This is a genomic window from Pseudomonas sp. Leaf127 (assembly GCF_001423155.1).
Taxonomy (GTDB): domain Bacteria; phylum Pseudomonadota; class Gammaproteobacteria; order Pseudomonadales; family Pseudomonadaceae; genus Aquipseudomonas; species Aquipseudomonas ovata.
Map to the genome: position 1 here is coordinate 831,930 of NZ_LMOA01000021.1, position 23,307 is coordinate 855,236.

The 23,307-nt window shown below is 62.7% G+C and carries 22 protein-coding genes and 1 pseudogene; 8 read left to right on the forward strand and 15 right to left on the reverse strand.

The window, feature by feature from the left end; translation table 11 throughout:
* Positions 1-152 precede the first annotated feature (152 nt).
* A complete protein-coding gene (locus ASF84_RS17115; protein ID WP_201783682.1) occupies positions 153-842 on the forward strand; it encodes a glutathione S-transferase family protein in 690 nt (229 codons plus the stop codon).
* A 19-nt stretch (positions 843-861) separates the two neighbouring features.
* Here the strand turns inward: ASF84_RS17115 and ASF84_RS17120 are convergent, their stop codons facing one another.
* From ASF84_RS17120 to ASF84_RS30240, 5 genes and pseudogenes are all read right to left on the reverse strand, one after another.
* Positions 862-1,623: a methyltransferase domain-containing protein gene (locus ASF84_RS17120; protein WP_056840189.1), complete on the reverse strand. Its 762-nt coding sequence runs from the start codon at positions 1,621-1,623 to the stop codon at positions 862-864.
* A gap of 81 nt (positions 1,624-1,704) precedes the next feature.
* Positions 1,705-2,274 (reverse strand): phosphonate metabolism protein/1,5-bisphosphokinase (PRPP-forming) PhnN, encoded by a 570-nt coding sequence (gene phnN, locus ASF84_RS17125; protein WP_056839998.1) that lies wholly within the window; start codon positions 2,272-2,274, stop codon positions 1,705-1,707.
* Positions 2,275-2,399: 125 nt separating this feature from the next.
* Complete coding sequence (gene phnD, locus ASF84_RS17130; RefSeq protein WP_056839999.1) at positions 2,400-3,374, reverse strand: phosphonate ABC transporter substrate-binding protein; 975 nt, start codon at positions 3,372-3,374, stop codon at positions 2,400-2,402.
* A gap of 149 nt (positions 3,375-3,523) precedes the next feature.
* The gene (locus ASF84_RS30235; protein WP_442963072.1) at positions 3,524-4,288 is read right to left on the reverse strand and encodes a methyl-accepting chemotaxis protein; all 765 of its coding nucleotides are present in this window, start codon (positions 4,286-4,288) and stop codon (positions 3,524-3,526) included.
* A 90-nt stretch (positions 4,289-4,378) separates the two neighbouring features.
* Positions 4,379-5,506: pseudogene (locus ASF84_RS30240) on the reverse strand (HAMP domain-containing protein); the annotation flags it as partial.
* Between the two features lie 170 nt (positions 5,507-5,676).
* Here ASF84_RS30240 and ASF84_RS17140 point away from each other — a divergent pair.
* Positions 5,677-6,501: an HDOD domain-containing protein gene (locus ASF84_RS17140; protein WP_056840000.1), complete on the forward strand. Its 825-nt coding sequence runs from the start codon at positions 5,677-5,679 to the stop codon at positions 6,499-6,501.
* Positions 6,502-6,512: 11 nt separating this feature from the next.
* Entirely contained in the window at positions 6,513-7,817 is a 1,305-nt protein-coding gene (locus ASF84_RS17145; protein WP_056840001.1) for an NTP/NDP exchange transporter, read from the forward strand.
* Here the strand turns inward: ASF84_RS17145 and ASF84_RS17150 are convergent.
* Both ASF84_RS17150 and ASF84_RS17155 read right to left on the reverse strand, forming a co-directional pair.
* On the reverse strand, positions 7,768-8,922 hold the full coding sequence (locus tag ASF84_RS17150) for an HPP family protein (protein ID WP_056840002.1): 1,155 nt from the start codon (positions 8,920-8,922) through the stop codon (positions 7,768-7,770). The genes ASF84_RS17145 and ASF84_RS17150 overlap by 50 nt on opposite strands.
* A gap of 259 nt (positions 8,923-9,181) precedes the next feature.
* Positions 9,182-10,186, reverse strand: a complete 1,005-nt coding sequence (locus ASF84_RS17155; protein ID WP_056840003.1) for an alpha/beta hydrolase — start codon at positions 10,184-10,186, stop codon at positions 9,182-9,184.
* A 298-nt stretch (positions 10,187-10,484) separates the two neighbouring features.
* Between ASF84_RS17155 and ASF84_RS17160 the strand changes: the two genes are divergently transcribed.
* On the forward strand, positions 10,485-11,393 hold the full coding sequence (locus ASF84_RS17160; RefSeq protein ID WP_056840004.1) for a LysR substrate-binding domain-containing protein: 909 nt from the start codon (positions 10,485-10,487) through the stop codon (positions 11,391-11,393).
* Positions 11,394-11,435: 42 nt separating this feature from the next.
* Here the strand turns inward: ASF84_RS17160 and pstB are convergent, their stop codons facing one another.
* The 4 genes from pstB to pstS form a co-directional block, all read right to left on the reverse strand.
* Positions 11,436-12,215: a phosphate ABC transporter ATP-binding protein PstB gene (gene pstB, locus ASF84_RS17165; RefSeq protein WP_056840005.1), complete on the reverse strand. Its 780-nt coding sequence runs from the start codon at positions 12,213-12,215 to the stop codon at positions 11,436-11,438.
* Entirely contained in the window at positions 12,215-13,108 is an 894-nt protein-coding gene (pstA, locus tag ASF84_RS17170) for a phosphate ABC transporter permease PstA (protein WP_056840006.1), read from the reverse strand. Before pstA ends, pstB begins: the two co-directional genes overlap by 1 nt.
* Positions 13,105-14,100, reverse strand: a complete 996-nt coding sequence (pstC, locus tag ASF84_RS17175) for a phosphate ABC transporter permease subunit PstC (RefSeq protein ID WP_056840007.1) — start codon at positions 14,098-14,100, stop codon at positions 13,105-13,107. Before pstC ends, pstA begins: the two co-directional genes overlap by 4 nt.
* 86 nt (positions 14,101-14,186) lie before the next feature.
* Complete coding sequence (gene pstS / locus ASF84_RS17180; protein ID WP_056840008.1) at positions 14,187-15,206, reverse strand: phosphate ABC transporter substrate-binding protein PstS; 1,020 nt, start codon at positions 15,204-15,206, stop codon at positions 14,187-14,189.
* A gap of 465 nt (positions 15,207-15,671) precedes the next feature.
* Here pstS and ASF84_RS17185 point away from each other — a divergent pair, with 465 nt between their 5' ends.
* Entirely contained in the window at positions 15,672-15,989 is a 318-nt protein-coding gene (locus ASF84_RS17185) for a hypothetical protein (protein WP_056840009.1), read from the forward strand.
* Positions 15,990-16,348: 359 nt separating this feature from the next.
* Here ASF84_RS17185 and ASF84_RS17190 read toward each other — a convergent pair whose 3' ends face one another.
* Positions 16,349-18,046 (reverse strand): VRR-NUC domain-containing protein, encoded by a 1,698-nt coding sequence (locus ASF84_RS17190; protein WP_056840010.1) that lies wholly within the window; start codon positions 18,044-18,046, stop codon positions 16,349-16,351.
* Positions 18,047-18,191: 145 nt separating this feature from the next.
* Here ASF84_RS17190 and ASF84_RS17195 point away from each other — a divergent pair, with 145 nt between their 5' ends.
* On the forward strand, positions 18,192-18,698 hold the full coding sequence (locus ASF84_RS17195; protein ID WP_056840011.1) for a nucleoside 2-deoxyribosyltransferase: 507 nt from the start codon (positions 18,192-18,194) through the stop codon (positions 18,696-18,698).
* Here the strand turns inward: ASF84_RS17195 and ASF84_RS17200 are convergent.
* Positions 18,691-18,921: a hypothetical protein gene (locus ASF84_RS17200; RefSeq protein ID WP_056840012.1), complete on the reverse strand. Its 231-nt coding sequence runs from the start codon at positions 18,919-18,921 to the stop codon at positions 18,691-18,693. The two genes, ASF84_RS17195 and ASF84_RS17200, sit on opposite strands and share 8 nt — an antisense overlap.
* A 51-nt stretch (positions 18,922-18,972) precedes the next feature.
* The gene (locus ASF84_RS17205) at positions 18,973-19,905 is read right to left on the reverse strand and encodes a LysR family transcriptional regulator (protein WP_056840191.1); all 933 of its coding nucleotides are present in this window, start codon (positions 19,903-19,905) and stop codon (positions 18,973-18,975) included.
* 121 nt (positions 19,906-20,026) lie between these two features.
* Here ASF84_RS17205 and ASF84_RS17210 point away from each other — a divergent pair, with 121 nt between their 5' ends.
* Complete coding sequence (locus ASF84_RS17210) at positions 20,027-21,118, forward strand: AbrB family transcriptional regulator (protein ID WP_056840013.1); 1,092 nt, start codon at positions 20,027-20,029, stop codon at positions 21,116-21,118.
* Here the strand turns inward: ASF84_RS17210 and ASF84_RS17215 are convergent.
* A complete protein-coding gene (locus ASF84_RS17215) occupies positions 21,110-21,715 on the reverse strand; it encodes an LpxA family transferase (RefSeq protein WP_056840014.1) in 606 nt (201 codons plus the stop codon). The two genes, ASF84_RS17210 and ASF84_RS17215, sit on opposite strands and share 9 nt — an antisense overlap.
* A 626-nt stretch (positions 21,716-22,341) precedes the next feature.
* On the opposite strand from ASF84_RS17215, the gene ASF84_RS17220 reads away from it, so the two are divergent.
* Complete coding sequence (locus tag ASF84_RS17220; RefSeq protein WP_056840015.1) at positions 22,342-23,304, forward strand: helix-turn-helix transcriptional regulator; 963 nt, start codon at positions 22,342-22,344, stop codon at positions 23,302-23,304.
* Positions 23,305-23,307: the final 3 nt, after the last annotated feature.

Below are 23,307 nucleotides of genomic sequence, written 5' to 3' on the forward strand. Positions count from 1 at the left end.
AGCCAAAACGCCGTCGCGCAGCAGCGCCTGTGGATGGATGAGAAAATGCCATTGGCACGAATGGCAAGCATTCTGGCGCAATTTGCCAGGTTCGGCAGCGCCCGGCCCCTCTATTCTCCACCCCCAGTGTTCGATGCCCCAGGAGAGTAATTGTGACTATAACGTTCTACACCCACCCCAATTCACGCGGACGCATGGTGCGCTGGATGCTTGAAGAGATCGGCTGCGCCTATGAAACAGTGATGCTGGACTACGAGCGGGCCAGCGAGGGCGATCCGTGGGGAGGTGCGGCGCTGGCAAGGCCTGACAGCCTGGATGTTGAGCGAAGCAGGTTCTTCAGCCAAGTGAACCCGATTGGAAAGATTCCCGCGATTGTGCACGAAGGACGGGTTATCTCGGAAAGCGCAGCCATCTGCGTCTATCTGGCGGAAACCTTTCCTGAGGCGCTACTCGCCCCGACCCCGCAAGAGCGTGCCGATTATTACCGCTGGATATTTTTCACTGCAGGACCAGTGGAGCAGGCCGTGACCAATTTGCGCGCAGGCTTTACGCCTACACCCCAGCAGGAGTTTTTCCTGGGTTATGGCAGTTACGAGCGGATGGTCGATCAACTGGAGCGGGCGGTATCAGCCAGCCCCTATATCGCGGGTGATCGTTTCACTGCAGCAGATATCTACGTCGGCTCCCATATTGGTTGGGGCCTGGGCCTTGAGACCCTGCCCTGTCGACAAACGTTTGTCGACTACGCCCAGACGTTGATGCAGCGCCCTGCCTACCAGCGTGCCGTGGCCAAGGACAACGAATTACTGGAAGCGGCCAAGCGGGCCCCTGGCCAAATCTGATGCGACCCCAGGATGTGCGTTACTCCAGATCCGGCTTGCGCGCCCACGCCCCGAACATGACGTCGCCGATGTAGATACCCGCAGACTGCTTGCGCTCCTCGTCCAGACGTTGCTGCAGTGTTTCAATGCCGATCTCCTCGGCAGTGGCGACCCCCAGCGCGATGATGCGTGGCAAGCACGCATTGACTATGTAGCCCAGGGCGTAAGGGGCATCAGGGGTTTGTACGATGCATTCGGCTCGGACATCGGCGACGCATAACCCGGCCCTGGTGAGGATAGCGTGCAGATTGAAGCCGATATGCAGGTCGGCACCTTCGCGTGCAATCATTTGCTGGATCCAGCCTTGCGCGGTTCTGTGCAGGGTGAGGGCCTCAAGGCTGGCGGGGACCATCGTCGTATCATGCTCCTGGAAAACCATCACGCCACCTGGGCGCAGATGCCTGGCCAGTGCGTCTACGGCGGCAAGGGTATCGGCCTGGTACATGAGCACCCGGCGTCCCACGATGGCGTCAAAAAGCCCCAGTGACTCGGCAAGGTCGAGCAGCCCGCTTTGAATGAAGACCGGCACAGGGCGCTTATCGACAGCCTCACGCTTGCGTGCCAAGGCCAGCGCATTGGCGTCGAGATCAATCCCGACGACCTTGCCGGTCTCGCCGACCAGGCGTGCGAGCAGAAAAGAGACGTCCCCCGTCCCGCAGCCAACGTCCAGAACACGCATGCCCTCACAGATCCCTGCATCCATGAGAAGTCGAGTCGTGAAATCACGCTTGGCAAGGGTCATGTGGCTGGCTCCGAAATTTAGCCAGAAGTCTGAAGTATCTGCGCGATCAAACGCAATGAGCACCGTCGATTGACACACGCTTCATTTCGACTCATCCGCAGCAATACCCAAGTAATCGAGCAACTGCCGCACGCTGCCCTGCAAGTCGCCGGAGTTGTCCAGCACCCTGACAAACGGCGATTCGCTCAACAGGTCGCTGGCAAAGCGGGCATTGCGCGCCAGGCGCGCTTCGATGTCGGGCAGGCTTTCGCGGCCGCGGGCCAGCAGGCGCTGGCGCAGCACGTTGTGTTCGACGGTCAGCAGGATGGCCAGCAGGTCGGGGTAGCGCTGGCGGGCGGCCGGCAAATGCCCGCGCGAGCCATTGACCAGCACGTCATGTCCGTCGGCCAGCCAGGTGTCGATCTCGATCGGGATGCCATAGTGCAAGCCGTTGGCCTGCCAGCTCAAGGCAAAGGCGCCTTGCGCCTGCAAGGCCTGGAACTGCTCGACACTGACCGCTTCGGCCGCCTCGCCCACCGCTTCCGCCGAGCGCGTGATAACCCGGCGCACCTGGCGGCAGCCGCGAGCGGCCAGGGCCTCACGCGAGGCCTCCAGCAAACTGTCCTTGCCGGAGCCGGAAGGCCCGATGAGATAAATCAACCTGCCCGACATGCACCTGCCCTCTCGCCTGCTCACCGCTGGACGGCCTGCGCGAAGGCGCGGCCTGTTCAAGGCGGCGAATGATAGTCGCTCGGGCGCAGGTTCCATAGCCTGGAAGCAGGCGAGGGACAAAGACACTACGGCGTGCGCTTTTCCAGCGCATTGATCCGGTCCTGCAAACGGGCCAGCGCCTCGTCGATTGCACGCAGGCGCAGCGTCTTTTCATCGACACTCAGTCCGCTGGCGGCCACGTCCGTGCGTTGTTTGAACAGGCGCAACTGCCGGATCGGCAGCAACTGATCGTTGCTGGACGCCGTAAAGCGGGTCTGCTGCAGGCCCTTGAGCACAGCCTTCTGTTGCTCGGTCGTGCCATAGCCCAGAAAGAACGCCCGCACTTTCGCCTTGCTGTCGGGCAGCAGGGATTTGCGCCACACGATCGGGTCGGACGGAATCAGTGGCGACTTCCAGATGATCTTCAACTGTGCCAGTTGCTGTGGATGGGTCAGCGCCAGCCGCTCCCAGTTATCGGAGTTGAACGTGGCCGCATCCAGTTCACCACTGGCGACGCTGAGGGCATTGGCCTGGTGGTTCTGATTGATCGTGCGCTTGAACGCGGTGGCCGGGTCAATGTGCTGGCGGGCAAACACGTAATAGCCTGGCACCAGATAGCCAGAGGTAGAGTTGGGATCGCCATTGCCGAAACGCAGCTGGCGCGACTGGCGCAACAGGTCGTCGACCGTATTGATCGGGCTGTCCTTGCGGGTGATCAGCAGGCCCTGGTAGCCATTGAGCGTGGTCTGGGCAAAGACCTCGGCATCGGAGCGGTCCACCGCCTCCACCGCCGCCATGTTGCCCAGCCAGGCCACATCGACGCGCTGCCCGCGCAGGCCGTCGATCAATTCGGCATAGTCGTTGACGTACACCGGCTGCACCTCGAAACCGGTGGCCTGCGTCATGTCGTCGAAAAAGGGTTGCCAGATACTTTCAAGGTTTTCACGCGACTCGGTAGAGATAATACCGAAATGGAGCGACTGCGCTGCCTGGGCATTGCTCAGCAGGCAGCCGGCCAGGAGGATGACAGACACCAGGTGGCGTCCGATACGGTGAAACATGAAGGCACTCCCGCAGGGGTATTCGGACCGGGTGGATGACCGCGCACAGACGGCTCACCCACTGTACTGCCTGATGATTGCAAGGCAGTGTACCGAGCATGGCAGATTGATAACAATCGGCATGCGGGAGGCTGCGCAGTGGCGCGCTGTCAGATCCGGAACGAGCCCACCAGTTGTTGCAGGCGTTGCGTCTGCTGCTCGAGCGAGTGGCAGGCCTGCAAGGTCAACTTGAGGTTGTCGACGCCGTGCTGGTTGAGCAGGTTGATCTCGCTGATGTCCATGTTGATCGACTCCACCACGGCCGTCTGCTCTTCGGTGGCGGCGGCCACCGACTGGTTCATGTCGTTGATCTCGTCGATACGCCGGGTCACGCTGCCCAGGCGTTCGCCGGCACGGTTGGCAATCTCCACGCTGGTTTCGCTGTGGCGCTGACTCTGGGTCATGGTCGTCACCGCCTCGCGGGCACCGCCTTGCAGTTGTTCGATCATGCCTTGCACCTGCTGCGCCGACTCCTGGGTACGGTGCGCCAGGTTGCGCACCTCGTCGGCCACCACCGCAAAGCCACGCCCGGCCTCGCCGGCCCGCGCCGCCTCGATGGCGGCATTGAGCGCCAGCAGGTTGGTCTGCTGTGAAATGCCGGTGATCACTTCCAGAATCTGGCCGATATTGACAGTCTTGTCGTTCAGCGCCTCGATATGCGCGCAGGCCCCGCTGATCTTGCCCGACAGCTCGTTCATCGCCGTGATCGACTGCTGCACCACATCACGCCCCTCCCCGGCCAACTGGCTGGCATCGCCGGACTTTTGCGAAGTCTGGGCGGCATTGCGGGCGATTTCCTGGGCGGCGGCACCCAACTCGTTGATCGCTGCCGCGACGCTTTCGGTGCGGTGCGCCTGCTGGTCGGAGTTGCTCATCGACGCATTGGAGGCCTGCACCACCTGGCTGGCCACCTGGCCCAATTGGCCGGCGGTGGAAGCCACTTCGCGGATCGAAGCGTGGATACGCTCGACAAACTGGTTGAACGAGCGGGCCAATTCGCCGAATTCATCGCCAGAAGTAGCGTCCAGGCGCTTGGTCAGGTCGCCTTCCCCTTGGGCAATGTCACGCATCGCCCGACCCATCTGGTGCAGGGGCTGCATCAGGGCGCGGATCAGCAGGCCCAGAATCAGGATCACCGCCAGCACCACCACCAGCGTGGCGGTGATGGCCGAACGGCGGAACTCACCCAGCATCGCATAGGCCGTGTCGCGCTCCAGTACCAGCGCCACGTACCAGCGGCTGGAGGTGGGGCCCTCGACCGGGGTGAAGGAAATGATCTCGGCCTTGCCCGCCGATTCGATTTCACTGACGCCCGCCTTGACCGGCGGCGTATCGCCCGGATAAGCCTCGCTGAGCGGCTTGAGCACCCGGTTGGCATCCGGGTGAATCAGGATCTTGCCCTCGGCGCTGACGATGAACGCATGGCCGTGCCCACCGAAATTCAGCGAGTTGAGGGTTTTGCTGAGGCTGTCCAGGGACATGTCGGCCCCGGCCACGCCGATCAGTTGCCCCTGCTGGCTGACCGGGGTGGCGATGGTCACCACCAGCTTGCCGGTGGAGCTGGCGATATAGGGTTCGGTGACCACGCTCTTGCCGGCACTTTGTGCCGCCTTGTACCAGCCGCGCTGGCGCGGGTCATAGTTGGCCGGGCGGTTGCCGGTGGGGATGGAAAACATCAGCCCGTCGCTGCCACCGAAATAGCTCAAGCCAAAGGTGTCGGTATAGGCCGACAGATTGATCGCCCGCTGCAACGACACCGGCGCCGGGCCGTCCACGGCAATCTGTTGCGCCAAAGATTGCAGCAGGCGGGTGCGCCCTTCCAGCCAGGTCTGGATGTTCTGTGTGGTCAGGCTGCCCAGTTGCACCAGCTCTTGCTGCACATTGGCCTGCAAGGTCTGGCGTTGTCGATAATCGTTGACGACGATAAAGACGGTAAAGGCCACGCCGACCGTCAAGGCGGCCGCCAGAAGAATTTTTTTGCTGAAGCCCAGACTGCTCATCGCGGCACCCGTTTGGCTGATCGCCACTACCCGTAAAGGCGCCTTGATAGCACACGCCAGGCCGCTTTTCATGACAAATCGGCCAACGGTCATGTAAAAACGACATCATCGATGCGCCGGACGATTGTTCAGCGTTTTACCGTACAGCCGGGTCAGTTTTAACCCGGGAATGCGCGATGTTTCTCAACCCGGCAGGCAAAACGTGCAGGCGCGCCAATAGTGACTATCGTTGCTCTATCCCGACGTGATGAGGATGCGCCCCGATGGATATCGAAAAGCTGTTTGCCGACCTGCAGAGCCTGCCCAGTATTCCCAAGGTCGCCCAGGACCTGATGCTGCAATTTGATAACCCCTCTTCGGACCTGGAGAGTGTGGCGCGCAATATCGAGAAGGACCCGGTGATTGCCGCCAAGATCCTGCGCCTGGCCAACTCGGCGCGCTTTCGCGGCTCGCGGGACTCCTCGAGCATTGAAGACGCCGCCTTGCGCCTGGGCTTCAATACCCTGCGCACCCTGGTGATGGCCTCGGCCGTGACCGGCGCGTTCAAGGCGGTGCCCAACTTCGACCTCAAGGGCTTCTGGCTCAAGAGTTTCCAGGTGGCCGGCATTGCCAGGCTGCTGGCCAAACAGAGCGGCGCGGATGCCGAGATCGCCTTTACCTGCGGGGTCATGCACAACATCGGTGAACTGCTGATCCAGACCGGCGCCCCGGCCGAGGCCGAGCGCCTGAACAACGCCAAGCGCGCAAGCGGCTCGGGACGGGTGGCCAACGAAACCCTGCACCTGGGCTTCGGTTACCCGGAAGTGGGCGCCGAACTGGCCCGGCGCTGGCACCTGCCGCAGGTGATCCAGCAGGCCATCGCCTATCAGGCCAACCCCATGCAAGCCCCGCAAGACGCGCCGCTGCCGCGTATCGTCGCCCAGGCGATCGTCATTTCCGATGCCCTGGAAGAACACGGCGGAGCAACGGCGCAGGCCCAGGAGAGCGTTGACGGCCCGTTGTTCGAAGGTATCGATCTGGCGCTGCTGTTCAATCAGTTGCCGCCAGTACTGGAAGCCGACAAGGCGTTTGCGCAACTGCTCAGCTGACGCCGCCCTGCATGCCTGACGCCTCCCGCCTGTACCGGACCTTCAATGTGAAGCCCGGTGAAGCGCGGGTCGTCGGCCTGGGGCTGTTGATGTTCATGCTGCTGTTCACCGGCTATTTCATGCTGCGCCCGGTGCGCGAAGTGATGGGTCTGGCTGGCGGCATCGACAACCTGCAATGGCTGTTCACTGCCACCTTTATCGCCACGGTGGTGGCCTTGCCGGTGTTCGGCTGGCTGGCTTCAAGGCTCAGCCGTCCGGCGCTGGTGAGCGGGGTGCTGGGCTTTTTTGTGCTCAACCTGTTGGGCTTCGCAAGCGCCTTGCAGCTCAACCCGGAGAATGTCTGGGTCGGGCGGCTTTTCTATGTCTGGCTGTCGGTGTTCAACCTGCTGAGCATTTCCCTGGCCTGGAGCGTGCTGGCCGATGTCTTCACCAGCGAGCAGGCCCGGCGAGTCTTTGCCCTGATGGCCGGCGGCGCCAGCGCGGGCGGCTTGCTCGGACCGTTGCTGGGCACCTTGCTGGTGGCGCCCCTGGGCCATGCCGGGCTGCTGGTGCTGTCGGCGCTGCTGCTGGGCGCCAGCCTGTGGGCGGCACTGGCCTTGCTGCGCTGGCGTGAGACTGAACCGCTGTCGGGTGGCGATCAGGTGCTGCGACACAAGCCTTTGGGCGGCAACCCCTGGTCGGGCGCCACCGCGGTGCTGCACTCGCCCTTTCTGCTGGGCATCGCGCTGTTTGTGATTCTGCTGGCCTGTGCCAACACCTTTCTGTATTTCGAGCAGGCGCGCATCGTGGCCGAGCACTTTCCCAACCGCACGACCCAGACCCAGGTGTTTGGCCTGCTCGACACCGTGGTGCAAACGCTGGCCATTCTGACCCAGCTGTTCTTCACCGGGCGCATTGCGCAGAAACTGGGGGTCACGGTGCTGCTGGTGGCTGTGCCGCTGGTGGTGGCGGCAGGCTTTGTGGCCCTGGCCCTGTCGCCGGTGTTTGCGGTGTTCGCCGTGGTCATGGTGGTGCGCCGCGCCGGGGAATATGCGCTGGTGCGGCCGGGGCGGGAGATGCTGTACACGGCCATTTCGGCGCAGGAAAAATACAAGGCCAAGAACTTTATCGACACGGTGGTCTATCGCGGCGGCGATGCCCTCAGCGGCTGGCTCAAGCGCGGCCTGGACCTGCTGGGCGATCACCCGGCGCTGGCGATGTTCATCGGCGCCGGGCTGGCGCTGATCTGGGCCGCAACCGGCCTGCGGCTGGGCCGGGCGCATGCGCTTAACTGCGCACAGCCCGGTACAACGCGCGAATCAGGTCAGACTGGGTAATGATGCCCACCAGTTGCTGCTTGTCGTCGATGATCGGGATATGCCGGTGGCCGTTGTCGGAGAACACCGGCACCAGATCGAGCAGCAGGCGGTCGCTGCTGGATACGCGCACGGTACGGGTCATGATCTGGCCCACGGTGCGCACCTCGTCGCTCTTGCGCGGCCGCACCAGCGAGCGCAGGCGCCAGGCGATGCCGTCGTGCACGTCCAGGTCGATCTGGCCCATGAAATCGGCCACGGTGAGAATGCCGAGCAAGTGCTGCTGGCGGTCAGTCACCGGCAGCGCCTTGATGCGCCGCTCGCGCATCAAGGCCCAGGCCTCGCGCAATGAGGTTTCCTGGCGCACGGTCAGCGGTGCCTTGGTCATTACGTCGCTGCAGCGCAACTCGCCCACGGTGCGCTGGAAGTTCAGGGCCTCGACTTGTTCAAGCAGGGACTCCAGGTCATCGCGACTGACATCCAGAATCTGGTTGTAGCGCGTCAGCACCGCGTCCAGGTCGCTGCGGTGCAAGCGCGTTTCGGCCTTGACCGGCATTGGCACATGCGGCCAGCGGCGGCCGGTCAGGTTGTTGTAGATCAGGCCGGCACCGACCAGTAGCAATGAGTCGATCAGCACCGGGCTCAAGGCAAAGTCAAAGCGGTCGCAGCCGACCAGCACCATCAGCAAGGCCGACGCCCCGCCCGGCGGGTGCAGGCAACGCAGGGCCAGCATCAGCGCAATCGACAGCCCCACCGCCAGGCCGGCCGCCAGGGTGGCGTCGGGCACCCACTTGCAACAGGCGATGCCGACCAGGGCCGACAGGGTATTGCCGCCCACCACCGACCACGGCTGGGCCAGCGGACTGGATGGCACGGCAAACACCAGCACCGCACTGGCGCCCAGCGGTGCCACCAGGGCCAGGGCCAACAGGCCGTGTTCGTGGGCGGCATGGCCGTTGAGCCACAGGGCGGCGCAAAAGGCGACCAGCAAGATGCCCAGCGCCGCACCGGTGCTGGCACGGACGCGTTCAAGGCTGTCGATGGCATGGGGCGCGGGCCAGAACGCACGCAAGGTGGCGCTCAGGCGGGCCCGCAAGGAGGGCGCGGGTGACGGGGTATCGGGCATGGGAACGGGCAGTCTGCAAAGTCGAAAAAACAGCCGCCAATCGAACGTGGCGGTCAAGGGTTATCGACCGATGGTAACGCGGTTTTTCGGCAAGGGAAATTCCAATACAAAATGTGAACCCGACAGAGGCGCCAGAACCACGGGCCTCATCGCCCGCAAGCGGCCTCCCACAGGATAGAGGCTGGTCGCCGAGGGAGCGCCTGGCCAAAATCTGTGGGAGGCGGCTTGCCGGCGATAGCGATCAGGCCCATGCCGCCCATTACCTGATTTGCAAACCGCTCAACAGCGCTTTATGAAAGCGCTCTGGCTCTTCCATTTGCGGGGCATGGCCCAGGCCCTTGAACTCCACCAGCTCAGCACCGGGAATCAGTTTGGCAACCTGTTTGCCCAGGTTCTGGTACTGACCAATCCTGGCCTTGACCTCGGGCGGGGCGATGTCGCTGCCGATGGCGGTGGTGTCGCGATCGCCGATCATCAGCACGGTCGGCACCTTGAGGTTGGGAAATTCGTGGTACACCGGCTGGGTGTAGATCATGTCGTAGATCAGCGCCGAGTTCCACGCCACCGCTTCACGACCCGGCCCCTTGAACAGGCCGGCGAGCATGTCGACCCACTTGTCGTACTCCGGCTTCCAGCGCCCGTCGTAATAGGTTTTCTGCTCGTACTGACGAATGCCCTCGGCGCTGGTCTTGAGCTCGCGTGCGTACCACTGGTCCACCGTGCGATACGGCACCCCCTGCGCTTTCCAGTCTTCGAGGCCGATGGGGTTGACCATCACCAGCTTCTCGGTCTGCTGCGGGAACATCAGGGCAAAGCGGGTGGCGAGCATGCCGCCGGTGGAGTGGCCAACCAGCGAGACCTTGTCGACACCCAACTGATCGAGCAAGGCGCGGGTGTTGAGCGCCAGTTGCTGAAAACTGTACTGATAGCGCGCCGGCTTGGTCGAGGTGCAAAAGCCGATCTGGTCCGGTGCGATCACCCGGTAGCCGGCCTGGCTCAGTGAGGTGATAGTCGCTTCCCAGGTCGCACCGCAGAAGTTCTTGCCATGCATCAGCACCGCCGTGCGACCGTTGGCCTGGCCGGTGGGCGCGACGTCCATGTAACCCATCTCCAGCGTCTGGCCCTGGGATTGGAAACCGAACTGCTTTAGTGGATGAGGGTAGCTAAAGCCTTCCAGTCGTTCGCCGTAGCGGGGGGTTTCAGCCAGCGCAACCGTGGGCACGGCCATGGCCATGACCAGGGCGGCCATCTTTGCAACGTGCATCGGACAACTCCTTGGGTCAGTGAGAGCAAGCGTACCGGGCGCCGGCAAAGCCTTGTGCCAGACACTTGCAGGGGACAGTTGCAGAATGATTCGCAGCCGAAAAGGTACTGCACACAGACCCCGGCGCCCACATGAAATGCCCTGTATCGTCAGGAAATACATTGCAAGAAATGAACGTACGGCCGACACATCAAGTGTGTGTCGTGCTGGACGTCAGGCTGGCGGTCTTCTTAGACTGCCCACCGACTGGTAGTACCGGGCCCGGCACCGGGTGTTCTGTCCGGGGTGAAGGAATCCTATGAATCGTAACGAGCTGCGCAAGGCGGACATCAACCTGATGGTGGTGTTCGAGACCCTGATGCAGGAGCGCAATGTGACCCGCGCCGCCGAAAAACTGTTTCTCGGCCAGCCGACCATCAGCGCAGCGCTCAACCGCCTGCGCCACCTGCTCAACGACCCGCTGTTCGTGCGCGTCGGGCACCGCATGGAGCCCACCGCCCGCGCGCATGAAGTCCTCAAGCACCTGACCCCGGCGCTGGATGCGATGTCCATGGCCCTGAGCCTGACCCGTGAATTCGACCCGGCGGTCAGCACCCTGACCTTTCGCATCGGGCTGTCGGACGATGTGGAATTCGGCCTGCTGCCGGCGCTGTTGCGCGCCCTGCGCCAGGAAGCCCCGAACATCGTGCTGGTGGTCAAGCATGCCGATTACTGGAATATCTCTGACCTGCTGATGTCCGGCGAGATCACCGTGGGGGTGTGCCTGACCCGCGACCTGCCGGCCAATGCCAAGCGCAAGCGCCTGCGCAACTGCCAGCCGCGAGTGGTGCGTGCCGATGCCTCGACCACGCCGATGACCCTGGATGAATACTGCGCCCGCCCGCATGTGGTGGTGTCGCATGTCGCCAGTGTCAGCGGCTTTGCCGATGAGTGGCTGGAGGCGATCGGCCGCAAGCGCCAGGTGGTGATCTCGGTGCCGCGCTTCACCACCCTGCCCGCCCTGCTGGCCGGCACCGACCTGATCGCCAACCTGTCGGACTTCGCCGCCACGGCCATGAGCCGCCTGGGATTGTTGAGGGATGAGCCGCTGCCGTTCGAGACGCCCGGGCTGGACCTGTCGATGACCTGGCTGAGCGTGATGGACAACGACCCGGCCGAGCGCTGGCTGCGCGAGCGGATCGAAGCGTTCATGGGGGAGCGGCAGTAGGTCCGGCGCCCGGCAGAGGCCGGGCGCCGGGGCCGGGAGGCCTTAGCCGAAACGACCGGTGATGTAGTCTTCGGTCTGGGTCTTGGACGGCTTGGTGAAGATGGTGTCGGTGTCGCCGTGTTCGATCAGTTCACCCAGGAACATGAACGCGGTGTAGTCCGAGCAACGTGCGGCCTGTTGCATGTTGTGGGTCACGATGATCACGGTGAACTGCTCTTTGAGCTCGGTGATCAGCTGCTCGATACGACCGGTGGAGATCGGGTCGAGGGCCGAGGTCGGCTCGTCGAGCAACAGCACTTGCGGACGCAGGGCGATGGTGCGGGCGATGCACAGGCGCTGCTGCTGGCCGCCGGACAGGCCGGTGGCGCTCTGCTTGAGCTTGTCCTTGACCTCGTCCCACAGGGCCGCACCGCGCAGGGCCTGCTCGACGCGCTCTTCCATTTCGCGGCGCGAGAGTTTCTCGTGGTGGCGGATGGCGTAGGCGATGTTGTCGAAGATCGACATCGGGAACGGCACCGGCTTCTGGAATACCATGCCCACGTGGCTGCGCAGGCGGTTCATCGAATAGCCAGGGTCGAGGATGTTCTCGCCGTTGAGCAGCACTTCGCCCTTGGCTTCCTGCTTGGGGTACATCGAGTAGATGCGGTTGAACACACGCAGCAGGGTCGATTTGCCACAGCCGGACGGGCCGATGATCGAGGTGATCCGTTTTTCGGGAATCATCATGTCGATGGACTTCAACGACTTCTGATTGTTGTAGAAGAACTCCAGGCCACGTACCTGAATCTTGGTTTTTTCGTTCGCAAGAGAAAGAGTGTTCATCAGGACGCCTTATTGCGCAGAAGAATTAAGCGGGACAGCAGGCTCAGGATCAGTACGAACAGGGTCATGACCAGGGCGCCGGCCCAGGCCAGAGCATGCCAGTCATCAAACGGGCTCATGGCGTACTGGAAGACCACCACCGGAACGCTGGCGATCGGCTTGAGCAGGTCGCTGCTCCAGAACTGGTTGCCGAAGGCGGTGAACAGCAAGGGCGCGGTTTCACCGGTGATGCGTGCCAGGGCCAGCAGGATGCCGGTGACCACGCCCGCCTTGGCGGCGCGCAGCACGATCTGCATGGTCAGTTTCCACTGCGGCACACCCAGGGCCAGCGCGGCTTCACGCATGGTGGTCGGTTGCAGCTGCATCATTTCATCGGTGGTGCGCACGACCACCGGAATCACCAGCAACGCCAGGGCGATGGCACCGGCGATGGCCGAGAAGCCGATCTGGTGGCCGCTGAGCGAGTTGAGCGGCAGGATGACCACGGTGTACACGAACAGCCCCAGGACAATCGACGGTGCCGACAGCAGGATGTCGTTGATGAAGCGTACAGCGTTGCCCAGCTTGGAGTAGCGGGCGAACTCGGCCAGCCACACACCGGCCATCAGCCCGATCGGGGTGCCGATCAACAGGCCCATCGTCGACATCAGCAGGCTGCCGTAGAAGGCGTTGGCCAGGCCGCCTTCGGTGCCCGGCGGCGGGGTCATGCCGGTGAACAGTTGCAGGTTGAGCGCGCTGAGACCCTCGATGATGGTGGTCATCAGGATCCACACCAGCCACAGCAGGCCGAACGCCGTGGCGCCGCAGCTGAGGACCATCGCGATCTTGTTCTTGATATCGCGCTTGCGATACAGGCTTTCGTTGGACTTGGCCTTGGCGATGTCTTGACTCATAACCCCTCCTTGCGCGACAGGCGCGACAGCATCAGACGTGCAAGCGCCAGCACGATGAAGGTCACCACGAACAACAGGAAGCCCAGCGCGATGAGGGCCGAACGGTGCAGGTCGGTGTACGACTCGTTGAACTCGTTGGCGATCACCGAGGCGATGGAGCTGCTTGGCATCATCAGCGAGCCGGAGAACTGGATCGCGTTACCCAGTACAAAGGTCACCGCCATGGTCTCGCCCAAGGCACGGCCCAGGCCGAGGAACACACCGCCTACCACCGCCGAACGGGTGTAGGGCAGCACGATGTCCCAGACCACTTCCCAGGTGGTGCTGCCCAGTGCGTAGGCCGACTCCTTGAGGGTGGTGGGTACGGTGCGAAACACTTCCTGCATCACCGAGGTGATGAACGGAATGATCATGATTGCCAGCACGATACCGGCAGTCAGCATGCCGATCCCCAGCGGCGGGCCCTGGAACAGGCCACCGATCAGCGGCAAGGCGCCCAGGTTCTCGGTGATCCAGGGCGAAATGTGCGCGGCCATGAACGGGCCGAACACGAACAGGCCCCACATGCCGTAGATGATCGAAGGAATGCCGGCCAGCAGCTCGATGGCCGAGGCAATGGGCATGCGCAGCCAGGGCGGCGCGACTTCGGTCAGGAAGATGGCGATGCCGAAACTCACGGGGACCGCGATCAGCAAGGCCAGGAAAGAGGTCACCAGCGTGCCGTAGATCGGCACCAGTGCGCCGAACTTGCCGGCGTTGACGTCCCAATCGGTGCTGGTCAGAAATCCGAACCCGAAGGTCTGGAAAGCCAGGGCACCGCCCCACAGGGTCGACAGGGCAATACAGCCCAGCAGTACCAGAACGAGCATGGCCGAGCTTTGCAGCGTGCGCCGGAACCACACATCATGGCGATGATCCCGCTTGGCGCGCTTCTCGCTCTCGGACATGTCGGCGTTGAGCTCAGTGGACAGGTATTGGGTGTTTTCAGTCATGTTGAATCCACTCGCAAGGAAAATCCCCCATCACCCGACCGTTGGCAGGCCTGATGACAGGGGTGAGGTTCAGGCTTGAATCGTTATTACTTGAACTCAGCTTTCCAGTAGTCCTGCACACGCTTGACCAGCGATTCAGGCAGCGCTACGTAGTCCAGGGCAGCGGCCTGGGTCTGGCCGTTCTGCAGCGACCAGTTGAGGAAGTCGAAGGCAGCCTTGCTCTTCTCTTCGTTCTTGGCCTGCTTGTACATGATGATCCAGGTGGTGGCGGTGATCGGCCATGCGTCATCGCCCGGGGCGTTGGTCATCAGCAGGTTGAAGTCCTTGGCGCTGGCCCAGTCGGCGGTGTCGGCGGCGGCGGCAAAGGCTTTGGCGTCAGGCTTGATGAACTTGCCGGCAGCGTTTTTCAGCTGGGTGTACGACAGCTTGTTGCTGGTGGCGTAGGAGTGTTCGACGTAGCCGATCGAGCCTTTGATCTGCTTGACGTAGGCCGAAACACCTTCGTTACCCTTGCCGCCCACGCCCACTGGCCACTGAACGGTCGAACCGAAATTCAGCTTTTCCTTGAACTCGGGGCTGACTTTGCTCAGGTAGTTGCTGAAGTTGTAGGTGGTGCCGGAGCCATCGGAACGGCGTACCACGGTGATCGCGGTGGCTGGCAGGGTGACGCCTGGGTTCAGGGCGACCAGTGCAGGGTCGTTCCAGGTCTTGATTTCACCCATGAAGATCTTGGCCAGAGTTTCGCCGTCGAGTTTCAGCTCGCCGCTTTCGATGCCTTCGATGTTGACGATCGGCACGATACCGCCGATCACGCTTGGGAACTGACCCAGGCCGGCCGCCTTGAGGTCTTCTTCTTTCATCGGGGCGTCGGAGGCGCCGAAGTCAACGGTGGCTGCCTTGATCTGGGCAATACCGCCACCCGAACCGATCGACTGGTAGTTGATGCGGTTGTCAGGCTTGGCCTTGGTGTAGTCCTGCGACCACTTGGAAATTACCGGAAAAACGAAACTTGAACCTGCGCCCGTTACGTCGACTGCGTGGGCCATGCCGCTGAGGCACAGCGAAGCAAGCAGAACAGACAAGCGTGTTTTAGTCAGCAGTGTCACGGGAATACCTCGATCCAGGAGAAATTGTGGGTGGTCACTAAGGAGGCCCGAGGCGGATTTAAAACCTGAAATGTTGCTGTTTAATGACAAACGTTCGGTGCGCGCCCTTTTCAGGCAGCTTTTGTAGGAAAAAACTTACAGGAAAGCGCTCCCCTTCAGCCGTGAAAGCCAATGTTTATGGGGGTCCAGGAGCCTCGGCGGAACTTAATGGCAAACAGCCAATATCAAGCAATGACGGATTGCCATCACTGTAGTGAAACTGTCAAAAACCGGGTTTTCAGCATGATTGAGCCGTCTTGCTGATGACCGGGAAGATCATCGGGATCATCGAATCACCCGCCATTTACGGGGTGGTATTGGATGGGGCAACGGCAGTCTGCTACCGTTCGTCGGCTTGCGTGGCACCTATGGACGCAGGCCAAAGACCAATACGTGTAGGCCCCCTCATGTCATGGAGTTTGAATTATGCGCACCAACCGACTGACCATTCTGGCGCTCACCGGCTTGCTGACGGCGCTCTCCGGCACCGCCATGGCGGGCTCCACCGGTCCGACCAACCCGGTCAACAGCAACGCCACCAAGATGCCCGGCACCGACGGCACCCAGACGCCTGGCCATACCACCGACCGTAACTCGTCCAACACCAAGGGCACCAAGACCGGCCCGCAGGAAAGCGGCACGGACACCACGCACAAGGATCACGGCACCACGACGCACGATGGCCATGGCACCACGCCAGGTAGCACCACCACAACGCCATCGGGCAAGCCGGTCACCAACTGATCAAGCATTAAAGCCTGGAGGGTGTGCCGGTCGACCATCAGCGGCGACTGTCACACGCCTGTGGTGGCTATATTGTGTTTTGCTGACCTTATCGTCGGATCGCCGCCTGGAGCCGAGCCCCTTCCCACAGATTGATGTCGCTCACGGTTTCGGGCACGGCATCAGACCGTGGGAGAGGCTGACTTCGCTCTCATCAAAAAAATAACTTGATGATTTTACTGGATATAAAACTCACCGCCAGTGGGAGCGCGCTTGCCCGCGACCGAGTGCGAAGCGCTCGCAAAATTGATGAAACGCCACAAATTTACGACTGCTAACGCAGCCGGTCGCGGTGGTCCGGCATTCCGGCAAGCGCGCTCCTACTGATCGGGGGCTGGCGGCGTGCCAATGCCTAACCGATCAGCATTGCCCCTCCCCGACTGCTCCCACTGCACATAACACACCTCGACCGGCATCTCGTGCCGGGCGCAGAAGTCCAGCCAGCGCAGCTGGTTATCCTGCAACCGATCCCCCGGCCCCTTGACCTCGATCATCCGGTAACGACCCTGCTCAGGGTAGAACTGGATCAGGTCCGGCATGCCGGTACGATTGGCCTTGATGTTCTGCAGCAAGCGCACGAACCAGTGGCGCAGGTGGGTCGGCGGCAGGCATTGCAGCGCCACGTCCAGCAGGGTCGGGCTGAGTACATTCCAGAACACGAACGGCGATTGCAGCCCGTACTTGCTGCGGTAGTGCTCACGGATCAGGGCTTTCCAGTCATCCGACTCCAGGCTGGCCAGGCACTGATCGAACAAGCCCGCACGGCGCGTGTAGAAGTCCGGGCTGTGCAGGTCGGCAGGGCCGCTGTGAAACGGATGAAAGAACGCCCCCGGCAACGGTGCAAAGATCGCCGGCCAACACAGCAATCCGAACAGCGAGTTGATCAACGTGTTTTCGACATAGTGCACCTGAGCGCCCTCCTCGGCCAGGTGCAGGCTCACCCGCTGCTCGACGCTCAGGCCGGCCTGCAGTGGCACGGTCAGGTCGATACGCTTGACCGCACGCGCTGCGGCACGCCGCTCGGCGGTCAAGCCCAGTTTGCGTTGCAGGCGGGGCAGCACCCGTTGCAGGTGCTGGACCTCGGCATCGCTTTCGGGATTTTCACGCGCTTGCTCCAGCAGGGCCATGGCCTGGGCATAGTCGGCGCTGCGTTCCAGTACCCGGATGCGCCGCGAGCGGGCACCCGGATAACCGCAGTCGCTGTAGACCCGCAGCGCCAGCGGCCAGTCCTGCAAGCGTTCGGCCTGCTGGCCGATCAGAAACAACACCTTGCCACGGCGCATGCGCAGCCATTCGTTGGCCGTGTCGATGGCCAGCGCCTGATCGGCCAGCGGCGCCAGTTCGGCCTGCAGCTCCAGCGCCTGGCGGCAGGCATGAAGTTGCTGGCAGACCTCGATGTCGGCACGCGCCGTGATACCGCGCGAATCGGCTGAAAAGTCGACGGTTTCGAAGCGGTAGATGCCAAGGTCGGCCAGCACGAATTGCGACCACTCCTGATGCAGGTTGCCGAAGTACAGCAACCGCAGGCGGTCGCACAGGTCCATGATGCTCAGGCTCAGCACGGCATCGTCCAACTGCGGGTGCCAGTGCGCCAGCGGCTGGGCTTGCGGATACAGCGCCAGCAGACGCTCGAACCACTGCGCCTTGCGCTCGCTGCCCTTGCCGGCATGGGCCTTGAAGCACTGGGCCAGTTCGTCCTTGCGCAGCAGGCTGAACAAGGCCGCCAGGTCCAGCGGTGCCTGGTCATCGACCCATCCCAGCGCCAGCAACGGTTGCACGGCCTGACGGGGATCGCCCAGCTCCGCATAGCTGAGCTTGCTGACCCGAAACAGCGTGCCCTTGCGCATGACCATGCGCACCAGTAAGCCCTGGGCGTTGGTCGGCAGGCTGGAAAAGGTGCTGATGAAGTGCCGCTCCTGCTCATCGAGCAGGTCATCGTAGCGCTGGGCAATCCAGGCCAGCACCTGCTGGAAGTTGACCAGGTAATAAAGCGGATTATCAAGAGCGGAGCTGTTCACGGGCAGATTCGGGCAGGCAAAAGACCGCTCAAGGATACTGGCTATGTGTACAGATGCCACTATGTGCACCCTCTGTCCCGATCAGCGGCAGGCAGTCCTCAGGCCCACCCTTTAGAATCATGGCATCCCTTGGAGGAACGACATCATGCACACACCGTTGATCTACCTGGCCGGCTTCGATGTGTTCCGCCGCGATGCCATCGACCACGGCCACTACCTCAAGAACCTGTGCGCCGCCCACGGCATGCAGGGCCTGTATCCATTCGACAATGAGGTCACCGAAAATCAGTCGCCACTGGAAACAGCGCAACAGATTTACCGGCACAACGTAGCGATGATTCAGCGCTGCGATGCCGTGCTGGCCAACCTCAACGCCTTTCGCGGCCTGGAACCCGACTCGGGCACGGCCTTCGAAATGGGCATGGCCGTAGCGCTGGACAAGCCGGTGTGGGCCTACCTCAAGAGCGCCGGCACTCTGCGCGAGCAGGTGCCCCACGACGCACTGGGGCTCGATGAGCTGGGCTTGCTGGTGGAGGATTTCAGCCTGCCGCGCAACCTCATGCTGGCTTGCAGCTGGGCCGGGGTCAGCTCCAGCGTGGAGCTGGGGGCCGAAGCCCTGGCGCGTCATCTGGCCAGGGCTTCGGTCAGTTGATCGAGGACGAACCGATGTCGCCGGTGAAGCTCGGGTCGAGCTTGTCGGCATCGCCGAAGTCGTCCAGGCCCAGCAGGTCCGGGTCCAGGTAGACCTCGGCGTCGTTGTCTTCATCAGCGTCGGCATCGTTGAGCGGCGACTGGTCGCCCCCCAGGTGCAGCGTGCCGGTATTCGGGAAGGGCCTGAAGGCAAGGCCGGGCAGCGCGAATGAAAAACGGTCCATCGGGTCATGCTCCTGTGCGAAAGGTTTCAAGCGCTTGTTATATCAAGAAAATCAGGGGCTGGCGTATAGAGGATGTGCCGTATCGGGCCAACTGAAGAAATCACCGCCATGGTCACGCAACAAACCGAGCATCTCCCGCGCCGCCGGCGACTGGTAGGCCCCCTTGCGCACGGTCACACCAATGGTGCGCTTCATGGTCGCGGCCGCCACCGGCACTTCGCGCAGGTGCTGCATGTTGCGGCCGAATTCCAGGCTCTCGCGGGCAATGTAGCTCAGCAGGTTGCTCTGCGCGATCAGCCCCGGCAACAGCGAAATGGAGTTGGCTTCGATCTGCACCACTGGCAGCGGCAGGTCATGCGCGGCAAAGGTCGTATCCAGCCATTGGCGCGATGACACACCGATCGGCGGCAGCACCCAGCGGTAATCGCACAGGTCACGCATTTGCAGGCTGGAACTGAAAATCGGGTGCTGCTGACTGGCGATCACCACCAGTTCGTCGTCGAAGATGGCAAAGGTTTCCAGTTGCTCGTTCTCGGGAATCAGCGTGCAGATGATCATGTCGAGCTGACCGGCATTGAGCGCCTCGCGCTGCAGGTCGTCCTGGCCGATGACCAGCTTGAAGGTCAGGTCCGGCGCCCGTTGCAGCAAGGCCGAGGTGAGCTTGGGCAACAGGTGCTCGGCCATGGTCGCCGCACAGCCCACGCGGATATTGCCTACCAGTCCGCTGGCAAAGTCGCGCACCTCGCGCTGGGTCTGGGCGATGCTCTGCTGCAACTCCTTGCCACGCACCTGCAGCAACTCGCCCACCGGGGTCAGCTTGATGCGCCGGCCGTCACGCTGGAACAGGCGGGTGCCGAAGGACTCCTCCAGCCGCTGGATGCTCTTGGTCAATGCCGGCTGGCTGCGATTGAGTTTTTGCGCAGCGCGGCCCAGATGACCGAGTTCGGCAATGGTTTCGAAATAGATCAGGTCGCGCAGGTCCATGAATTCATCAACCAAAGTTATCGATTCATGATTATTAGAAAATAGACTTGATAAGTTCAAGCTCCGATACTGCTCACACCCGAATTGCACGGGTTGTTGATCCCTTTCGAGGAGCCTCTCCTTGCCGCGCACCGCCCGTTTTGCCCTGCCCTCCCTGTCACCGGCCAGCCAATGGCTGGCATTGATCATCACCGCCGGCCTCGTCGGCCAGTTGTTTGTCCTGCTCGCCATCCCCGCCGCCCTGTTCCTGGGCCCCATGCTGGTGGCCATCGGCTTTGGCGTGTCGGGTGCCAGCATTCGCATGCCCCGCCCGGTGTTCCAGCTGGGCCAGGGCGCCGTGGGCGTGCTGATCGCCCACGCCATGAGCCTGAGTGTATTGATGCAGGCGTTGCAGTCCTGGCACATCATGCTGATGGCCACCGCCCTCACCGTGGTCTTGAGCGCCGTGGTCAGCCTGGTGCTGGTGCGCTACGCCGGCATTCCCAGCCATACCGCCGCCTGGGGCACCTCGCCCGGCGCGGCCTCGGCCATGGTCGCCATGTCCGAGGACTACGGCGCCGACTCGCGGGTAGTGGCCACCATGCAATACGTGCGGGTGGTCTGCGTGGTCATGCTCGGCGCGCTGGTCAGCCACTGGCTGGCCGCGCCAGTCGACAGCGCCGCCCTGGCCAGCCCCGCCTCGACCGCCGCGCACGGCCTGGACCTGACCGACCTGCTGCTGAGCCTGGCAGTGATCCTGACCGCCCTGTGGCCTGGCTCGCGCCTGCCGGCCGGTGCCCTGCTGGTGCCTTTGCTGGCCGGCACCGCCCTGCAATTGAGCGGGCTGATGAGCATCAGCCTGCCCGACGGCGTGATGATGCTTGGTTATGGCGCCATCGGCTGCTACATCGGCCTGCGCTTCGACCGCGCCACCATCACCTATGTGTGGCGGCGCCTGCCGATGATGATCTTCGCTTCGCTGCTGCTGATCGTGCTCTGTGCCCTGTCGGCCTGGGTGATCGCCTGGCTGATGGACAAGGACTACTTGTCGGTGTACCTGGCCACCAGCCCCGGCGGGCTGGATGCGATGGCGATCATTGCCATCGACACCCACGCCGACGTCGGCTTTGTGCTGGCCATGCAGACGTTGCGGTTGTTCGGCGTGATCCTGACCGGGAGCTTCCTGGCCCGCCAGGTTATCCGGCTCAGCAATCGGAAACTGGCCTCATCGTGACTGCTCGGCATCGAACACCTGACCGCGAGGCACGATAAACCCGGGCGTCAGCAAGGCACCGGGTGCCACCACCGCATTGGCCCCAAGACGCACGCCATCACCGATCAACGCACCGAACTTGTCATGGCCAATGCCGTGCAAAGCGCCCTCGATGTACACCCGGATCTGCTTGTCGGCGCGTTCGTTGCGGTAATTGCACACGATGCTGCCAGCTTCGAGATTGACCCCAGAGCCCAGAATCGAATCGCCGACAAAGTTGAAATGCGCCAGTTTGCTGCCGGCAAACATGAACGAGGTCTTCAGCTCTGCCCCCGGCCCGATCACGCAATGGCCCTGCAACCAGCAACCACCACGCAGGTAGGCACCGGAGGCAATAAAGCAGTCGGGACCGACGATCAAGGGCCCCTTGAGTACCGCTCCGGGCTCGACCGTGGCCGAGCGATGCACGGCCACCTGATCGCTGATCCGGTATTCGTCCATCGGCAGACCGGCGATCAACTGCGTCACGATCTGCGCCGCCTGGGTCATCAGCGACCAGGGTGACGCCTCATGCCAGTCGGCCAGCGCAGAATCCGACCAGCCCGTTACATACTCCATGACTCTTACCTGCACACATTCACCTCATTGTCATTTCGGGAAGCTGCCCTGATGGTTACCAAGACACAGGCAAGGCTAGGCGCCAGCGGTATCCGCGACAACCCGATGACCTGAAAGGCGTGACACAGGCACGCAATGCTGGACGGATTGCGAGCGTGCATGGGGATGGCTCCTTCTTGATATCGAAGCTGCCACGATCCTTCTCACGGGATTGGATGGCAGCTGTGTGCAGGGTAGGAAACCGGTCAAGAAGGCTACCGGCCAGGCCGAAGCCTGCCCACACACAGCCGCCATAAAGAGGGCGGCCATGAAAAAAGCGCCTGCAATCGCTATGGAGACGCCTATGCGCCTTCCTGAATACGGGTTCCTACGCCCGACTGTGGGATTGATCACGGATTGGCGCGAACGATGCCGGGCATCCCGGCCACGCGCAACCGCAGCGGTCCGACAGTGACTGTACGAAAAAGCGATTCGGTAACCGGGGGCCGCCTCCTGCATCTGTAGGATAGCCATCCTCCACGCGCCGGCCGATACTCGACTCACTGGCCCTGCCCCGCCGCTTCCGGCGTCCGGTCCAACCGCTTGCGTGACAATAAAAATAACAGGTCACACCTGAGGCACCGCCCATGAGCCTGACGGACTGCAACGACCTGCTGAGCGCATTCAGCAGCACCCTCCTGGACATCCAGCGCCTGGCCCACGACCAGAGCGTCGAGCATTTCCATGACGCCATGCTCGGCCGCCTGCAGGGTCTGATCGGCTTCGAGAAAGCCTGGTGGGGCCGCTCGGCGCTGATCGACGGCCTGCCCGAAGAACACCGTCATCACCTGTTCAACCTGCCGGCCGATTACCTGCAGGACTGGAAGTCGATGCGCGAGGACGACATCACCGTGACCCGCGCCTTCCTGAACCCGGGGCGCGCCGTCATCATCGACATGCACAGCACCGCAGGCCTGCGCTGGCTGGGCGACCGCCACGGCATCCGGGAACTGCTGTGTGTCATTGCCATCGACCCGCTGACCTGCCTGACCGAACACCTGGCGCTGTACCGCCGCCACGACCAGCCACGCTTCAATGAGCACGACTGCCTGTTGCTGGACCACTGCATGCCGCACCTGGCGGCGGCCATCTCGGCCAACCAGATCCGTACCCTGATTGCCCGGCGCGAAAGCCTCGACGCCTCGCCCAACCTGGCGCTGGCCGTGTGCGACCGCAAGGGCACCCTGCAATGCGCCGAGCGTGGTTTCATCAAGCGCTGGCTGGCCTGTTTTCCGGGCTGGAGCGGGCCGAACCTGGACATCGCGATCACCGAAGGTGAACAGGCCCTCGAGCATGTGCACCTGAGCATTTCCCGCGCCGGCGACCTGTTCGTGCTGGCCGCCCGGCTGCCCACGCCGTTGCAGTGCCTAAGCCCGCGCGAGCATGACGTGGCGCAAGGTTTCGGCGAAGGCAAGACCTACAAGGAAGTGGCCCGGCAACTGGGCCTGGCGCCCAACACGGTGCGCCATCATATCCGCTCGATCTACGCCAAGCTCGGCATCAAGGACAAGGCACGCATCGCCCAGTTGCTGCGCGCCGGCCCTGACTGATCA

Coding starts and splice junctions, on each gene's coding strand:
- ASF84_RS17120 (WP_056840189.1), bottom strand. CDS start 1,623: ATGACCCTTGCCAAGCGTGATTTCACGACTCGACTTCTCATGGATGCA.
- phnN (WP_056839998.1), bottom strand. CDS start 2,274: ATGTCGGGCAGGTTGATTTATCTCATCGGGCCTTCCGGCTCCGGCAAG.
- phnD (WP_056839999.1), bottom strand. CDS start 3,374: ATGTTTCACCGTATCGGACGCCACCTGGTGTCTGTCATCCTCCTGGCC.
- ASF84_RS30235 (WP_442963072.1), bottom strand. CDS start 4,288: ATGAGCAACTCCGACCAGCAGGCGCACCGCACCGAAAGCGTCGCGGCA.
- ASF84_RS17140 (WP_056840000.1), top strand. CDS start 5,677: ATGGATATCGAAAAGCTGTTTGCCGACCTGCAGAGCCTGCCCAGTATT.
- ASF84_RS17145 (WP_056840001.1), top strand. CDS start 6,513: ATGCCTGACGCCTCCCGCCTGTACCGGACCTTCAATGTGAAGCCCGGT.
- ASF84_RS17150 (WP_056840002.1), bottom strand. CDS start 8,922: ATGCCCGATACCCCGTCACCCGCGCCCTCCTTGCGGGCCCGCCTGAGC.
- ASF84_RS17155 (WP_056840003.1), bottom strand. CDS start 10,186: ATGCACGTTGCAAAGATGGCCGCCCTGGTCATGGCCATGGCCGTGCCC.
- ASF84_RS17160 (WP_056840004.1), top strand. CDS start 10,485: ATGAATCGTAACGAGCTGCGCAAGGCGGACATCAACCTGATGGTGGTG.
- pstB (WP_056840005.1), bottom strand. CDS start 12,215: ATGAACACTCTTTCTCTTGCGAACGAAAAAACCAAGATTCAGGTACGT.
- pstA (WP_056840006.1), bottom strand. CDS start 13,108: ATGAGTCAAGACATCGCCAAGGCCAAGTCCAACGAAAGCCTGTATCGC.
- pstC (WP_056840007.1), bottom strand. CDS start 14,100: ATGACTGAAAACACCCAATACCTGTCCACTGAGCTCAACGCCGACATG.
- ASF84_RS17185 (WP_056840009.1), top strand. CDS start 15,672: ATGCGCACCAACCGACTGACCATTCTGGCGCTCACCGGCTTGCTGACG.
- ASF84_RS17195 (WP_056840011.1), top strand. CDS start 18,192: ATGCACACACCGTTGATCTACCTGGCCGGCTTCGATGTGTTCCGCCGC.
- ASF84_RS17200 (WP_056840012.1), bottom strand. CDS start 18,921: ATGGACCGTTTTTCATTCGCGCTGCCCGGCCTTGCCTTCAGGCCCTTC.
- ASF84_RS17205 (WP_056840191.1), bottom strand. CDS start 19,905: ATGGACCTGCGCGACCTGATCTATTTCGAAACCATTGCCGAACTCGGT.
- ASF84_RS17215 (WP_056840014.1), bottom strand. CDS start 21,715: ATGGAGTATGTAACGGGCTGGTCGGATTCTGCGCTGGCCGACTGGCAT.
- ASF84_RS17220 (WP_056840015.1), top strand. CDS start 22,342: ATGAGCCTGACGGACTGCAACGACCTGCTGAGCGCATTCAGCAGCACC.